Consider the following 14334-nt stretch of genomic DNA (forward strand, 5'->3'; position numbering starts at 1 on the left):
GAGACCCGCTGGCCCGCGATGGGCGTCGTCGTCGCGACGCTCGTCCTGCAGGTCGTCCTGCCCGATGACATGGCGCTGCGGCCGTGGTGGCTGCTGCCCGCCGTCTCCGTGCTGCTCGTCGTCGCCCTGCTGCTGGTCAACCCGGGCCGGATGACGCAGTTCAGCGCCGTCGAGCGGGTCATCTCGCTGCTGCTCGTCGCCGCCGTCACCGCGGTGAACGCCGGGTCCGCGGTGACCCTCGTCTACAACATCGCGACCGGGACGATCGGTGACCACGCCGGTGCCGTGCTGGTCACCGGCGCGATCGTCTACTGGACGAACATCGTCGCCTTCTCCCTCTGGTACTGGGAGTTCGACCGCGGCGGCCCGGGCCGGCGGGCCGCGGGGCGGGCCGAGTACCCCGACCTGCAGTTCCCGCAGATGGCCGACCCGGGCCTGGCGCACCAGGACTGGGAACCGTCCTATCTGGACTACCTGTATTTCTCGTTCACCAACGCGGCGGCCTTCAGCCCCACCGACGTCATGCCCCTGCGGATCTGGGCGAAGATGACGATGATGCTGCAGGCCGTCGTGTCGCTGGTGCTGGCGGTGATGGTGGTCGCCTGGGCGATCAACAACCTGAAGTAGCTCAGTGGCGGGTCATCGTGAAGCTCTGGCCGTCCGAGCCCACCGCGCCGGGGCTCCAGGTGTAGCTGCCCTTGTCGTCGGCGTCCAGGCCGGACGGGCTCGTCGAGGCCAGGTTCGTGCCGTTGAACTTGACGCCGGTGAACTTGATGCCGCCGGAGATCGACGGGTACGAGTCGGTCGGTGACTCGATGATCGCCTCCGCCGACGCGTGCTTCGAGGTCAGCGACTTGGTGATCGTCTTCGACCAGCCCTTGGTCGTGTCGCTGATGTCGAGCCGGTAGGTGTTCGTGGCCGTCCGCGTCACCGTGGCGGTGATGTGGTCCCCGGCGCTGACCGAGTTCGAGTAGTACACCGGCGCCGCCGGGTACATCTCGTACCAGGCCTGGTAGACCGGGCGGCCACTGGAACAGTCGGTGGCCACGCCCGTCTGCTCCACAGTGGACGATCCGTCGCCGTCGATGCCGACCCACGGCGCGAACAGGTCGTCGGTGGACGTGCAGGTCACCGACGGCTCGGTCCAGCTCGCGGTGGCCGTGGTGAAGCTGCCGAAGCTGACGTACCCACCCCAGTTACCGCCGGAGAACTGGTGGCCGTGGCTCTGCACATCAAAAACATGCGCCCCGAAGACGGCAGCATGAGCGGTGCCCGAGACGGCCAGCGAAGCCGCCGCGGCGGCGACCACCGTGAGGACGCGGAGGGTTTTGGACATGCGGGAACTCCGTTCACCGAGGGGACCGGGAAAACCGTGACCTCAAGTGTTGGATCCGCACCGAAAAGAAGGTAGCTACTTTCGCATGGTCTTCAATTGTCCGAAAAGACCCGTAAAGGCCTCCGCAGGGGAAAGAGGCCTTTACGGGTCCATATCGCTCACCAACCGCCCGGTCAGGTGAGCGGGGCTACTGCTGCGCCTGTGCGTGCGCGGCGTCCACGAACTGGGTCGTGTACGTCTTCGACAGGTCGATTTTGTCCTTCTTCGGCTTGACGTTGCTCGACGACTCGCCGAGCACCTTGAGCACGTTCTGCGCGCCGGCCGGGTCCATCCGGCCGTCCTTGGTGAACATCGGCAGGCTGTCCCGCAGCGACTTCACGTACAGCGCCTTGTCCCCGCCGGCGAACGACGGCGGCATCATCGAGGCGACCTGGTCCGGCGTGTGCGAAGAAATCCACTTCAGGGTCTCGACGTACGCATTGGCCAGTTTCTGCACGATGTCCGGATAACGCTTCACGATTTCGCAGCCCATGTACAGCGAGCTCGCCGGGTACAACCCGCCCAACGCGGCTTTCGTGCCTTCGACCGTGCGCATGTCGTACAGCACCTTCGCCTGGCCCGTGTTCGTCAGCTGCGCGATCGTCGGGTCGGTCGTCATCCCGGCGTCGATCGAGCCCTGGTTCATCGCCGAGATGAACGTCTGCCCGGCGCCGACCTTCACCGGCGTGTACTCCTTCGACGTGACGCCGCCCCGCAGGGCCAGCGCCTTGGTCAGGAAGTCCGTCGACGAACCCAGCGACGTGACGCCGAGGTTGCGGCCCTTGAAGTCCGCACCCGACTTGACCTCCCCCGCTTTCTTGGTCGCGACCATTTCGGCCTCACCCGGCACGTTCGCGAACTGCACGACGCTCTCGATGCACTGCTCCTTGGCCTGCAGGTCGATCGTGTGGTCGTAGAACCCGACCACCGCCTGGACCTCGCCGGCCAGCAGCGACGTCTCGGCGTTCGCGCCGGAGGGCTGGTCGAAGAGCTCGACGTCCAGGCCCTGCTTCTGGTAGGCGCCGATCTGCTGGGCGAGCTGCCCGGGCAGGTAGATCACCTTCGACAGGCCGCCGACCATGATCTTGATGTGCGGCCGGCCGGTGGTGCCGAGCGAGATCTCCCGCGAGTCGCGGCAGGCGGTGAGCCCGGCCGCGACGACCGCGACCGCGGCCACCAGGCCGACTGTCCTTTTGAGACGCATGTCAGACCACTCCGTGCGCGGCGTCGGAGGCGGACGGCGGGCGCCACCGCAGCAGCCTGCCTTCCAGCGTGCCGATCCCCCACTCGGCCAGCAGCGCGACGACGGTGATGATCAGCATGCCGGCGTACACGCCCGCCGTGTCGAACGTGCCCTGCGCGTTGGCGATCAGGAAGCCCATCCCGGCCTTCGCGCCGGTGTACTCGCCGACCACCGCGCCGATCAGCGCGAAGCCGAACGCCACGTGCAGCGACGACAGGATCCACGACGTCGCGCTGGGCAGCACGATCGACTTCAGCACCTGGCCGCGGGTCGCGCCGAGGATGCGGGCGTTGTCGATCAGGTTGCGGTCGACCTCACGGGCGCCGGTGAAGGCGTTGAAGAAGACCGCGAAGAACACCAGCACGACGACGGTCGCGACCTTCGACGACAGCCCGAGCCCGAACCAGATGACGAACAGCGCGGCGAGCACGATGCGCGGCAACGCGTTGGCGGCCTTGATGAACGGCGCCAGCACCTGCGCGAGGTACGAGCTGCGGCCGAGGATCACGCCGAACACGACCCCGGCGATGGCGCCGATGACGAAGCCGATCGCGGCCTCCTCGACGGTCACCAGGATCTGGTACCAGATCGAGCCGAAGTCGGTGCCGGCGCTGAACCACTCGACCAGCCGTTCCCAGATCTTCGACGGCTTCGAGTAGAAGAACGGGTCGATCCAGTACGTGGCGGTCAGCTCCCAGCTGCCCAGCCAGACGACGACGATCGCCAGGCGCAGCAGCCAGATGTTGCGCTTGCGGCGCGAGGTGGCCTGCTTCGCGCGAGCGAGGATGTCCTGCTCGGTCTCCAGCACCGGCAAGGGAGCGGCCGGGGCCGCGGGGGTCTCAAGCGACATTGCTCGCTCCCTTCGCGCGGGCCTTGTCGACCTCGCTGCGCAGTGATTCCCAGATGTCGGCGTAGAGCTTGCGGAACTCCTCGGTCAGCCGCAGCTCCTCCACCTTCCGCGGTCGCTCGAGCGGGATCTCGAAGACGTCCTTGACGGTGGCCGGCGACGTCGTCAGCACGACGACCTTGTCCGCCAGCGCGATGGCTTCGTCGAGGTCGTGCGTCACGAAGATCACCGCGGCCCCTGATCCGGACCACAGCCGCAGCAGTTCGTCCTGCATCAGTGCCCGCGTCTGGACGTCCAGCGCCGAGAACGGCTCGTCCATCAGCAGGATCTTCGGCTTGGTGACGAGCGTCTGGGCCAGCGCGACCCGCTTGCGCATGCCGCCGGAGAGCTGGTGCGGGTAGTACTTCTCGAACCCGGCGAGCCCGACGCGGGCGATCCAGTCGACCGCCTGGGCCCGGGCCTCCGCCTTCGGCACCCCGCGGAACCGCGGGCCCGACGCGACGTTCTCCAGCACCGAGCGCCACGGCATCACGGCGTCGGTCTGGAACATGTACCCGACCCCGTCCGGGATGGACTTCACGTCCTCGCCGTTCACCCGCACCCGGCCGGCCGACGGCGGCTGCAGGCCGGAGACCAGCGAGAGCGTCGTCGACTTGCCGCAGCCGGTGGGGCCGACGACCGCGACGAACTCGCCGGGCTGGACGGTCATGGTCAGATCGCGGACGGCCGTGTGCACGGAACCGGACCCGCTCGGGAACCGTTTGGTGGCTCCGGTGAGTTCGATCAGTGGGGGAACCATGGGGGAGGTGACTCCTTCGTCACGTGGTGCCTGTCACGTTGGGAAGGGACGTTAAGTACGTGTGGCGCCGAGGTGAAGCTTGTCGACGTTCTCCGCGCGAGCTGTGCGTTCTGAATGTTTTGCTCATTTAGCGCACAGGCTTGACCTGGGGGTATGTTCCCAGCCATGCCAAAGTGGGCGCTCTTCCCGCGAATGCGGTTCAGCAGGCAGGTGCTGCTGCTGCAGATCGGCGTGGTCCTCCTCGTCGTCGGGATCGGCGTCGCGCTGGTCAGCGTGCTGCTGAGCCAGACCCTCACCGACCAGTACGGCCGCCGGGCGCTGGCCATCGCTAAGTCCGTCGCCGCGGACCCGGTCGTCGTCGCCAACGCGGCCGCGAAGATTCCCGGTGGGCCCCTCGAAGAGCGCGTCCTCGCGGTCACGAAAGCCAACGAGGCCCTGTTCGTCGTGATCACCGACGACAAGGGCATCCGGCTCGCCCATCCGACGGAGAGCCTGATCGGCCAGAAGGTGAGCACCTCCCCCGATGTGGCCCTCGCCGGATTCGACGAGGTCAGCGCGGTGCAGAGCGGCACGCTCGGGCTTTCGGTCCGCAGCAAGACGCCGATCAGGCAGGGCGCGCGGGTGGTCGGTGAGGTCAGCGTCGGGTTCGAGGTCGGCGACCCGACCGGCGATTTCAACCGCTTGCTGACGATCACGTTGCTGTTCGCGGGCGGCGCGCTGCTGCTCGGCGCGGGTGCGTCAGCGCTGCTGAACCGGCGGCTGCGGCGCGTCACGCACGGCCTCGAACCCCACGAGCTCACCGAACTGCTCTACGAACGCGAAGCCGTCCTGCACGGGATCGGCGAAGGCGTCCTCGCCGTCGACGAGGCCAACCGCGTCTCGGTGCGCAACGACGAGGCCGAACGCCTGCTCGGCACCGAACTCCCGATCGGCGCGGCGATGTCCGAACTGCCGCTGTCCCCCCGGGTGCACAAGGCCGTCGAAGAGGGACGGCCGGTCGACAACCTCCTCGCCGTGGCCGGGAACCGGGTGCTGGTGATCAACAGCCGGGCCGTGCGCCTGGACGACCGGCCGATCGGCACCGTGCTCACCTTCCGCGACCGCACCGACCTCGACACGCTCACCCGCGAGCTCGACGGCATCCGCGCGCTCTCCGACGGCCTACGCGCCCAGCGGCACGAGTTCGCGAACCGGCTGCACACGCTCTACGGGCTGCTCCAGCTCGGCCACCACACCGAGGCCGTCGAGTACCTGCAGACCCTGACGGACTCGTCGTCGGCGCGGCCGAGCGAGCTGGGCGACGCCGTCGCCGATCCGTACCTGCAGGCGTTGCTCGTCGCGAAAACCGAGCAGGCGCAGGAAAAGGGCCTCATCCTCAAGCTCGCCGAAGACACCTGGGTACCCACGACGGTGACCGACCCGATCGCCGCGAACACCTTGATCGGCAACCTTGTCGACAACGCCCTGCACGCCGCCCGGATGGGTCCGCGGCGGCCGGCGACCGTCGAAGTCGGGCTGCTCGCCGACGGCGGCACCCTGCACGTGTCCGTTGTGGACAGTGGGCCGGGCGTCCCGGCGGACCTGCGGCGGACGTTGTTCGACGAAGGCGTCTCGACGAAGATCGCGCCCGGGCACGGCCTCGGCCTGGCGCTCGCCCGGCAGGCCGCCCGCGCCCGCGGCGGCGACGTCTGGCTGGCCGATCCCGGCGAAGGCGAGACGGGTGCCCTGTTCGTCGCCAAACTGCCCGGAATGCTGACGGAGGACGGATGATCCGCACGCTCATCGTCGACGACGACTTCCGGGTCGCCGGGGTGCACGCCGGGTTCGTCGAGGAGGTCGAGGGCTTCGCGGTGGTCGGCACCGCGCACACCGCCGCCGAGGCGCGCGCCCGCGTCCGGGAACTCGCGCCGGACCTGATCCTGCTCGACGTCTACCTGCCCGACGAGTCCGGCCTCGCCGTGCTCTCGGAGCTGCAGACCGACACGATCGTGCTGTCCGCGGCGACCGACAGCGCCTCGGTGGCCGCGGCGATCCGGGCCGGCGCGCTGAACTACCTGATCAAGCCGTTCACCACCCGCCAGCTCGCGGAACGGCTGACGTCGTACGCGCGCTTCCGCGGCCTGCTCGCGACCGAGCGCCCGATGGCCCAGGACGACGTCGACCGCGCATACCGCGTGCTGCACGACCAGGACCGCACGACCACGCCGAAGGGCCAGTCGACGGCGACGTCCCGGCTCGTCTCGGAACAGCTGCGCCGCGCCGGGCGGCCACTGTCGGCCGCGGAGGTCGCGGGCGAGCTGGGCATGGCGCGGGCGACGGCGCAGCGGTACCTCACCGCGCTGGCGGAGTCGGGGACGGTCCAGATGCGCCTGCGCTACGGCGCGACCGGCCGCCCCGAGCACGAATACCGCTGGTCGGAAGCCTGACAGTGACAATGGAAGTGACTCAGCGGCCGCCGTAGCGCTGCGCCATGCGCTCGGCGACCTCGACCCAGGCCTGGATCGGGTTGGGGGTCGTCGGCGGCGGGGTGACCGACGACGGCAGGTCGGCCCGCACGTCGGCTTCCTCGCCCGGCACCGGCTTCTTCGGCTGCGGTTTCGCCTGGGCCTGCACCTGCTTCGGCGCCGGCTTCGCGGGCACCGCCACGTACACGGTCTTCGGCGCGGGCGTGACGACGGCGGGCGCCTGCGGAGCCGCCGGCTGGGGTTCCGGCGCGGGTGCCGCGGCGACCGCCGGGCGGGCGTCGAGCTGCGCGACGTCGCGCTCCGGCGCGAACAAGCCGCCGGTGAAGAGGCCACCGCCCAGCCAGCCGGCCGCCACGAGCAGCACCGCGGCGCCGCCGCCGAGCCACGTGCGGGCGCGCCGCCGGATCACCACCGACTTCGGCCGCAGGTCCTGGTCGCACACCGGCGGCCGGGTGTAGATGGGCTCGGCCACCAGCACTTCACCGTCGGTGCGGCGGCGCCGGGGCAGGCTCGCCGCAACGATGCCGGTGCGGTCCAGCAGCTCCCCCGCGGTGCGGTCGCTGGACGAACGGGTCGCACTGCGCGGTGCGGTGCGAAGCATCGGGGACCTCCGGGACGGGGGCTGGGGGACCCCACGCATTCTGGACCATTTCGGACGGTGCTGTCCGAAACGCAACTCCATTGGGTGACAACGGAGTGTGAAACCGATTCGGCTTTCTCGCTACGGCTTGAGCCCCAGTCGCGCGAGCGCCGCCAGCGGCCGCTGGTAGGCCGAGCCGAGCACGCGCGGAATCGCGTCGATCACGTAGGCGTCCGGTCCGATGAGGATCCGCGCCGACTTCCGTTCGATCCCACGCAGAATCGTCTGCGCCGCTTTCTCCGGTGTCGTCCGGGCGATCCGCTCGAAGCCCTGCGCGGCCTTCTCCTGGTCGTCGGCGGCGCTACGGGAGTTGCGCACGATGTTGGTCTTGATCCCGCCGGGGTGCACGCAGCTCACCGCGACCGGATGCCGCGCGATCAGCATTTCTTCGCGCAGCGCTTCGGTGAATCCGCGAACCGCGAACTTCGCCGCGTTGTAGGCGCTCTGCGTCGGCACGCCGACGAAGCCGAAGACGCTGGAAATGTTGACGACGTGCCCCTCGCCGGACGCGATCAGGTGCGGCAGGAACGCCTTCGTGCCGTTCACGACGCCGCCGAGGTTGATGCCCATCAGCCAGTCGTAGTCCTCGAACGTCATTTCCTCGACGGTCGCGCCGAGCGCCACACCCGCGTTGTTCACGACGACGTTGACCGCGCCGAACTCGTCGGCGACGTCTTCGGCGTGCGCGAGCACGGCACTGCGGTCGGCGACGTCCAACGTGTACGCGCGGGCGTTGTCGCCGGCGAGCTTGGCCGTCTCCTCGGCGTTCGCGGTGACGACGTCGGACAGCGCGACCCTGGCCCCGCGGCGGGCGAACTCGCACGCGAGCGCGCGGCCGATGCCCGAGCCCGCTCCGGTGATCACCACAACCTTGTCCGCGAACTGCTTCATCGGCCCTCCCGACCGTCGGTGCTACTCACGAGTAGCCGATGTTAGCGGCTGTGAGCTTGCTGTGGGTGTGCTGATTGTGTCGGTGCGTCGCCCTATGGTGGTGGCGTCGGCAGCACCGGACGAGGGGAGACGATGATCATGCGGCGGCCGTTCGTCCTGCTCACGCTGGCCGCGATCGTGCTGCTCGGGATCACCGTCGTCGTGGTCGTCGCCGCCCGGCCGGCGCAGCCGGCGGACGCGACCACATCGGACACCGCCACGGTCGAGGCGGCCCCAGTGGCCGCTCTGCCCGCGGTGTCGAGTCCCGCGGTCGGGGCGCTGTTCGCCGAGGGAGCGCACTACTGCACCGCCAGCGTCGTGCACAGCGAGCGGGGTGACGTCCTGCTGACCGCGGCCCACTGCATCCACAACGGCGAGGGCGGCGGCTACCTCAGCGACGTCACCTTCGCCCCCGGCTACCACGACGGGATCGCGCCGTTCGGCTACTGGACGGTGTCGGACGAGCTCGTCGCCCCGGGCTGGACGGCGGCGTCCGATCCGGACCTCGATGTCGGCTTCGCCACCGCGCACCAGGCGGGCACCACGAAGTCCCTGGAGAGCCTGGTCGGCGCGAACCTGCTGGCCACCGGCACCGCGTTCGAGCAGCCCATCACGCTCACCGGCTACCCGGACGACTCCGAGGTCCCCGCGGTCTGTCAGAACACCACCCGCAGGCAGGACACCTACCAGCTGCGGGTGGACTGCGCGGGCTTCCCGACCGGCACGAGCGGCGGCCCGTGGGTCACCGGCGAGAACCCGGGCACCCGGCTCGGCACGGTCATCGGCGTCATCGGCGGCTTCGAGTTCGGCGGCGACGACGCCGACACGTCGTACTCGAGCTACTTCGACACCGACGTGCTGGCGCTCTACCGGCAGACGACCGCCCGCACCTGAGGCGGCATGATGCGGGGCATGAGCGAGCCCGTCGACGTACCCATCACCGGAGAGCCGATCCGGCTCGGCCAGTTCCTCAAGCTGGCCGGCCTGGCCGAGGACGGCTCCCACGCCAAGGACCTGATCGACGCGGAAGAGGTCACGGTCAACGGCGAGGTCGAGACCCGCCGCGGCCGCCAGCTGACCGACGGCGACGTCGTGGCGGTGGGTCCCGCCCGCGGCAAGGTCATCCTGGTCCGCTGAAGCCGGCTCCCCCTGTCTTGAATGACTCATTCAGGACCTGCGGTGTCCTGAATGAGTCATTCAAGACACCGCGGGCCTCGGCGTTCGGGGGTCAGCCGACGCTGGTCAGCGGCGGCAGGCCGATCGACGCGGCGAGGGCGTCGAGTTCGCGGCGCACCGGCCCGGCCAGTGGCACGCCCAGCGCCCGGCACTGCTCGAGGTGCTGGGCCTCGCGCCAGCCGGGGTAGCGGATCGGCGCACCACCGTCCCAGCCGAGCATGCTGCCGAACAGCGCGCTCGCCGCGCGGTAGAAGCCGTCGGCGCTGCGCAGCGTCGTCGGCGCGATCGCCAGCACCAAGAGGCCGGTGTCGTGCTCGTGGTCGGCGACGCCGGAGAGCACCCCGGCGAGGACCTCCACCAGCAGCGTCAGCCCGGCCGCGTCCGAGCCGGGGCGGTCCATGTCGAAGACGAACTCGGGGTACGCGCCGCCCGGCGCCGCCATGCCCAGCGGGTTCATCGGCTGGCCGGGCTCCCCGCCCGCGGCCAGCACCAGCCCGATCATGGCGTGCGGCAGGGCGCGCGCGGCGTGGTGACCGGCCCGGCCGAACGGCCCGATGCCACGCAGCGAGACCAGCCCGACGCCGAAGCGGCCGGCCCGCGTCACCGCCCGGTCCATGGCGTCGCCGACGGCCCAGAGCCCGGGCCCGCGGCGGTAGTCGATCAGCGCGGCGGCCCCGCGGTCGGCGATCATCAGCGGCTCGGCGTGCGGCACGACGAGCCCGTTCTTGAGCAGTGGCAGGTGCACGCGGGTCAGCTCGGCGACCCCGGTCTCCGGCGAGCCGGTGAGATCGCCGTGGCAAAGCGCTTCGGCGGCGGTGCGGGCGCGCGGTTCGGGAAGACCGTGCGCGGCGAACACGTGTGCCACGAGGGTGACCAGTTCGTCGGCCCGCACACGGGGCCAGGCCTGTTCCGGGATCGGGGTTTCCGGGAGTTCTTCTTCGAGGATGCCGGGTTCGGGGCGAGTGGAGCGGAACGGGCGCGGTCTGAGAGGCACTTCCCCGAGCTTGCCCAGCGCCGGTTCGGGCGTCAACGACGACGGCCCCGGCCTACCCGACCGTGTGATCGAAGGGTCCGCGGCGACGTACCCTGGGCGGCATGTGCCGAAACATCACCACCCTGCGGGGGCTCGAGCCGGCCGCGACGGGCGAGGAGATCGAGGCCGCGGCCCGTCAGTACGTCCGCAAGGTCACCGGCGTGCAGTCGCTTTCGGACGCGACGCGCGAGCCGTTCGAGGCGGCGGTCGCCGAAATCACCGGGATCACCGCCCGGCTGCTGGAGCAGCTGCCCGAGCGCCGCCAGCCGCCGGCGACCGTGCCGCCGCTGCGCCGGCCCGAGGTGCAGGCGCGGATCGCCGCGAAGGCGTTGCGCCAGCCGTGAGAGTAGCCCCGGCGGCGCCGAAAATTGTCGGACCTCCTCGCTAGGCTGCCCCCATGGGCGGACAGGCTTTGGTTTTGGGTGGCGGCGGGGTAGCCGGGATCGCGTGGACGACGGGGCTGCTGCTGGGCTTGGCCGAACGCGGCCAAGACCTGACGGGCGCGGATCTGCTCGTCGGGACGTCGGCGGGGTCGGTGGTGGCCGCGCAGGTGACGAGCGGCCGCCCGCTGGCCGAGCTGTACGCGCGCCAGACGGACCCGGCGATCCAGGCACCGGAGATCCCGGCGGAGATCGACTTCGAGAAGTTCGCCGCCGACTTCGGCGGCGCGGTGACCGGCGCGACCGACCCGGCCGAGGTGCGGCGAGCGGTCGGGAAGCTGGCCCTGGCGGCCGAAACGGTGTCCGAGGCGCGCCGGCGCGCGGTGATCGAGGCGCGGCTGCCGGTGCACGACTGGCCATCGCGGCGCCTCGTGATCGTCGGGGTGGACGCGGAGACCGGCGAGCCCCGCCGCTTCGACCGCGAGTCCGGCGTCTCGCTGGTCGACGCGGTGGCGGCGAGCTGCGCGGTGCCGGGCGTCTGGCCGCCGGTGACGATCGACGGCCGCAAGTACGTCGACGGCGGCGTCCGCTCGGCCGAAAACGCCGACTACGCGACCGGCTACACGCGGGTGACGGTGGTTTCGCCGCTGGGCCCGGACGCTCCGCTGCCGATGGAGAAGCCGCTGCTCCAGGTGCTGGAGGACCTGCGCGCGGCGGGCGCGGAGGTCACGCTGATCACCCCGGACGAGGCGTCGAAGGCCGCGGTCGGCGACAACCCGCTGGACCCGGCCACCCGCACGCCGGCCGCCGAAGCGGGCCGCGCGCAGGGTGCCGCGCTCACCTTGACCTGGGCTTGAGCGGCCGGGCCGGCACCAGCAGGCCGGCGATCCCGAGCAGCAGCCCGCCGCCCGCGACGCCGAAGATCCAGTTGCCCGGCAGCCGGACTTCGCCGGCGGTGTCGGTCGCGTCCTCGGGCTTGCCGGGCCAGTAACGCACCTCGATACGGCTGCCCCGGACGTAGCCGCGACCGGTTCGGACCCGGGTGTGGCGGTTGGACTTCGTGGGGGTCCGCACGTCCATGAGCCGGCCGTCGACGCGCGCGACGACCCGGCCCACGTCGAGCACCCGCTCCACGGTGGCCGGAGCCACCACCGAGCCGGCCCGGTCCCGGAGGGTGGCCCCGAGGAAGATCAGGCCGCCGAAGGACACCAGCGCGATCGCCAGGCAAGCCATCGAGAACGCCGTCACCGGCGCGCCCGGGGCGTCCGGCTGCCACCCGGGGCCGTCCGGATCCCACCGCGTCTTCATGCCGTGAGCACGCCGGAGGCACGGCCCGGGTTGCCTCGGGCCGTCGGCTACGCTCGTGAAGCGAGGTAGCGTGTCCGAGCGGCCGAAGGAACATGTCTTGAAAACATGCGAGGGGGCAACCTCTCCGTGGGTTCGAATCCCACCGCTACCGCACTGAGGACCCGGGCGCGCCACGCGCCCGGGTTCAGTTTTCGGGCTCCAGCAGGTGCGCCTGCACGCGCTCGAACGCCGCGGCGATCGTCGCCTGCTCCTCGGGGCTCAAGAGGTCGATGAGGTGCTCCCGCACGCCTTCGACGTGCGTCGGCGCCGCCTTCTCCAACAGGGCCAGGCCCTCGTCGGTCAGCTCGGTGATCACGCCGCGCTTGTCCTCCGGGTCGCGCGCCCGCCGCACCAGGCCCGCCTCCTCCAGCTTGGCCACCTGGTGCGAAAGCCGGCTCTTCGTCGAGCCCATCCGGAACGCCAGCTCCGACATCCGCATCCGGCGGTCGGGCTGCATCTGCAGGCAGACGAGCACCTCGTAGTCGGTCAGCGACACTTCGTGACTGTCGGTCAGCTCGCGGTGCAGCCGCTGCCGCAACAGGAGGGTCGCCACGATGTAGGAGCGCCACGCCGCCATCTCGGCATCGTTCAACCACCGCACAGCCCGCTCCTCGGTCATAAGGCAGCGTAGAACGTTGATCAAGGGACCGCGCGGTCCGAGTCCGATCCGTCTGCCGGTGAAAATGCCGTTGCAACATCGCCCGAAGGTGGGGTTACGAAAAGGTTGAGACTCGGCCGGGAAAGGCGCATTCTGCTTGTGGCGGACGGTCGGCCAGGGTAAACGGCGCGACGACGGCGACGTGCCGGCCCGGCTCCACGCCAGGAGAGGTCAGGTGGTTGTGTGACGGGTGATTCTCGCGGTTGACCGCCAGCTGCGTCCCCACGACCGGCACGGAAACCTACCGGTTCGGTCGTGATTGTGAACAGCTATGAGCGGGCTTCCATGCGGTCACGCATACGGCGTCGGTCGGGCCTGGATCCGGTCACGGCCTCGGAAGCCGTGACGACAGTGCCTGAACGCCGGCCCCGGAAGCGGCCAACCGCTCGACCAAAGACATACCTCGGTACAAGCCTGGGTGCGCCCGTCAGCGCGACGGACGCACCCAGGCTCGTTAACATTTGCGGGTGAGATTCGACGACGACGCCGGCCTGGACGCCTCCGAGGTCCAGGACCTGCGCGGAAGCGGTGGAGGCGGCGGCGGCGGGATCGGCGGCCGCGTGGCGCTCGGCGGCGGCGGATTGGGCGTCGTCGGGCTGATCATCTACTTCGTGCTGTCCCAGCTGGGCGGGGTCACCACGGGCGGCAGCGGCCTGAGCGGCGGGCTCGGCAGCGTCGGGTCCGGCCAGCAGGTCGACAACTCGAAGCTCGCCAGTGAGTGCAAGACCGGCGCCGACGCCAACAAGAACCACGACTGCGCCATCGTCGCGGTCGTCAACTCCGTCCAGGACTACTGGACGCAGCAGTTTGCGCGCTCCGGCTCGACCTACCGGAAGGCACCGACCAAGTTCTTCAACGGCGGCGTGCGCACCGGCTGCGGCAGCGCGACCTCCGACACCGGCCCGTTCTACTGCCCGGCCGACTCCGACGTCTACATCGACCTTTCCTTCTTCGACGAGCTCAAGACTCGCTTCGGCGCGCAGGGCGGGCTCTTCACCGAGGCGTACGTGCTGGCCCACGAGTACGGCCACCACGTGCAGAACCTGCTCGGCACCTCGAAGAAGGGCACCGGTACCGGCCCGACCTCCGGTTCGGTGCGCCTCGAGCTGCAGGCCGACTGCTACGCCGGCGTCTGGGCCAACCACGCCTCGACGACGCCGACCGAGAGCGGCAAGCCGCTGATCACCGACGTCACCCAGGACGACATCAACTCGGCGCTGGACACCGCGTCCCGCATCGGCGACGACTACATCCAGGAGAACCTCGGCGGCGGCCAGGTCGACCGCTCGAAGTTCACCCACGGCACGTCCGCGCAGCGCAAGAAGTGGTTCACCACCGGCTTCCAGACCGGCGAACCCGCCCGCTGCGACACCTTCGGCACGAACAACCTGGGCTAGGTGGTCTGCCGCGGCCCGTCGTGAGTGGTAATTAGGGTTAGAAC

General features: G+C 70.3%; 17 protein-coding genes and 1 tRNA gene. 9 read left to right on the forward strand and 9 right to left on the reverse strand.

The genetic code is table 11. The annotated features are described in order from the left end of the window. Positions 1-18: 18 nt before the first annotated feature. Positions 19-627 carry a hypothetical protein gene (locus ACLJQF_RS06550; protein WP_410607462.1) on the forward strand — a complete coding sequence of 203 codons (609 nt, stop codon included), beginning with the start codon at positions 19-21 and terminating at the stop codon, positions 625-627. A 1-nt stretch (position 628) separates the two neighbouring features. On the opposite strand, the gene ACLJQF_RS06555 is transcribed toward ACLJQF_RS06550, so the two are convergent. The 4 genes from ACLJQF_RS06555 to ACLJQF_RS06570 all read right to left on the reverse strand — a co-directional run bounded on the left by ACLJQF_RS06555 (position 629) and on the right by ACLJQF_RS06570 (position 4264). Then, a complete protein-coding gene (locus ACLJQF_RS06555) occupies positions 629-1336 on the reverse strand; it encodes a G1 family glutamic endopeptidase (RefSeq protein ID WP_410607286.1) in 708 nt (235 codons plus the stop codon). A 187-nt stretch (positions 1337-1523) separates the two neighbouring features. After that, on the reverse strand, positions 1524-2579 hold the full coding sequence (locus ACLJQF_RS06560; protein WP_410607287.1) for an ABC transporter substrate-binding protein: 1056 nt from the start codon (positions 2577-2579) through the stop codon (positions 1524-1526). A 1-nt stretch (position 2580) separates the two neighbouring features. Next, the gene (locus ACLJQF_RS06565) at positions 2581-3468 is read right to left on the reverse strand and encodes an ABC transporter permease (RefSeq protein WP_410607288.1); all 888 of its coding nucleotides are present in this window, start codon (positions 3466-3468) and stop codon (positions 2581-2583) included. After that, on the reverse strand, positions 3458-4264 hold the full coding sequence (locus tag ACLJQF_RS06570; RefSeq protein ID WP_410607289.1) for an ABC transporter ATP-binding protein: 807 nt from the start codon (positions 4262-4264) through the stop codon (positions 3458-3460). Before ACLJQF_RS06570 ends, ACLJQF_RS06565 begins: the two co-directional genes overlap by 11 nt. A gap of 192 nt (positions 4265-4456) precedes the next feature. Here ACLJQF_RS06570 and ACLJQF_RS06575 point away from each other — a divergent pair, with 192 nt between their 5' ends. Both ACLJQF_RS06575 and ACLJQF_RS06580 read left to right on the forward strand, forming a co-directional pair. After that, positions 4457-6034: an ATP-binding protein gene (locus ACLJQF_RS06575; RefSeq protein WP_410607463.1), complete on the forward strand. Its 1578-nt coding sequence runs from the start codon at positions 4457-4459 to the stop codon at positions 6032-6034. Then, positions 6031-6690 (forward strand): response regulator, encoded by a 660-nt coding sequence (locus ACLJQF_RS06580; RefSeq protein WP_410607290.1) that lies wholly within the window; start codon positions 6031-6033, stop codon positions 6688-6690. Before ACLJQF_RS06575 ends, ACLJQF_RS06580 begins: the two co-directional genes overlap by 4 nt. A gap of 19 nt (positions 6691-6709) precedes the next feature. On the opposite strand, the gene ACLJQF_RS06585 is transcribed toward ACLJQF_RS06580, so the two are convergent. After that, positions 6710-7330 (reverse strand): hypothetical protein, encoded by a 621-nt coding sequence (locus ACLJQF_RS06585; RefSeq protein WP_410607291.1) that lies wholly within the window; start codon positions 7328-7330, stop codon positions 6710-6712. Positions 7331-7450: 120 nt separating this feature from the next. Beyond that, complete coding sequence (locus ACLJQF_RS06590; protein ID WP_410607292.1) at positions 7451-8260, reverse strand: SDR family NAD(P)-dependent oxidoreductase; 810 nt, start codon at positions 8258-8260, stop codon at positions 7451-7453. A 132-nt stretch (positions 8261-8392) separates the two neighbouring features. On the opposite strand from ACLJQF_RS06590, the gene ACLJQF_RS06595 reads away from it, so the two are divergent. Together ACLJQF_RS06595 and ACLJQF_RS06600 are read left to right on the forward strand one after the other, a co-directional pair. Further along, a complete protein-coding gene (locus ACLJQF_RS06595; RefSeq protein WP_410607293.1) occupies positions 8393-9193 on the forward strand; it encodes a trypsin-like serine peptidase in 801 nt (266 codons plus the stop codon). 18 nt (positions 9194-9211) lie between these two features. Next, positions 9212-9436, forward strand: coding sequence for an RNA-binding S4 domain-containing protein (locus ACLJQF_RS06600; RefSeq protein ID WP_308671636.1), 225 nt, complete (start codon positions 9212-9214; stop codon positions 9434-9436). Positions 9437-9527: 91 nt separating this feature from the next. Here the strand turns inward: ACLJQF_RS06600 and ACLJQF_RS06605 are convergent, their stop codons facing one another. Then, positions 9528-10469 carry an Ldh family oxidoreductase gene (locus ACLJQF_RS06605; RefSeq protein WP_410607294.1) on the reverse strand — a complete coding sequence of 314 codons (942 nt, stop codon included), beginning with the start codon at positions 10467-10469 and terminating at the stop codon, positions 9528-9530. 101 nt (positions 10470-10570) lie between these two features. Between ACLJQF_RS06605 and ACLJQF_RS06610 the strand changes: the two genes are divergently transcribed. Both ACLJQF_RS06610 and ACLJQF_RS06615 read left to right on the forward strand, forming a co-directional pair. Next, entirely contained in the window at positions 10571-10852 is a 282-nt protein-coding gene (locus ACLJQF_RS06610; protein WP_410607295.1) for a DUF2277 domain-containing protein, read from the forward strand. A gap of 53 nt (positions 10853-10905) precedes the next feature. Continuing rightward, complete coding sequence (locus tag ACLJQF_RS06615; protein WP_410607296.1) at positions 10906-11745, forward strand: patatin-like phospholipase family protein; 840 nt, start codon at positions 10906-10908, stop codon at positions 11743-11745. On the opposite strand, the gene ACLJQF_RS06620 is transcribed toward ACLJQF_RS06615, so the two are convergent. Beyond that, positions 11726-12196: a hypothetical protein gene (locus ACLJQF_RS06620; protein ID WP_410607297.1), complete on the reverse strand. Its 471-nt coding sequence runs from the start codon at positions 12194-12196 to the stop codon at positions 11726-11728. The two genes, ACLJQF_RS06615 and ACLJQF_RS06620, sit on opposite strands and share 20 nt — an antisense overlap. A 64-nt stretch (positions 12197-12260) precedes the next feature. On the opposite strand from ACLJQF_RS06620, the gene ACLJQF_RS06625 reads away from it, so the two are divergent. Then, positions 12261-12347: transfer RNA gene (locus ACLJQF_RS06625), tRNA-Ser, on the forward strand. A 33-nt stretch (positions 12348-12380) separates the two neighbouring features. Here the strand turns inward: ACLJQF_RS06625 and ACLJQF_RS06630 are convergent. Next, complete coding sequence (locus tag ACLJQF_RS06630; RefSeq protein ID WP_410607298.1) at positions 12381-12854, reverse strand: MarR family winged helix-turn-helix transcriptional regulator; 474 nt, start codon at positions 12852-12854, stop codon at positions 12381-12383. A gap of 506 nt (positions 12855-13360) precedes the next feature. Here ACLJQF_RS06630 and ACLJQF_RS06635 point away from each other — a divergent pair. Then, positions 13361-14290 carry a neutral zinc metallopeptidase gene (locus ACLJQF_RS06635; RefSeq protein WP_410607299.1) on the forward strand — a complete coding sequence of 310 codons (930 nt, stop codon included), beginning with the start codon at positions 13361-13363 and terminating at the stop codon, positions 14288-14290. The last annotated feature ends 44 nt before the right edge of the window (positions 14291-14334 follow it).

It is taken from the genome of Amycolatopsis sp. lyj-109 (assembly GCF_046548995.1).
Taxonomy (GTDB): domain Bacteria; phylum Actinomycetota; class Actinomycetes; order Mycobacteriales; family Pseudonocardiaceae; genus Amycolatopsis.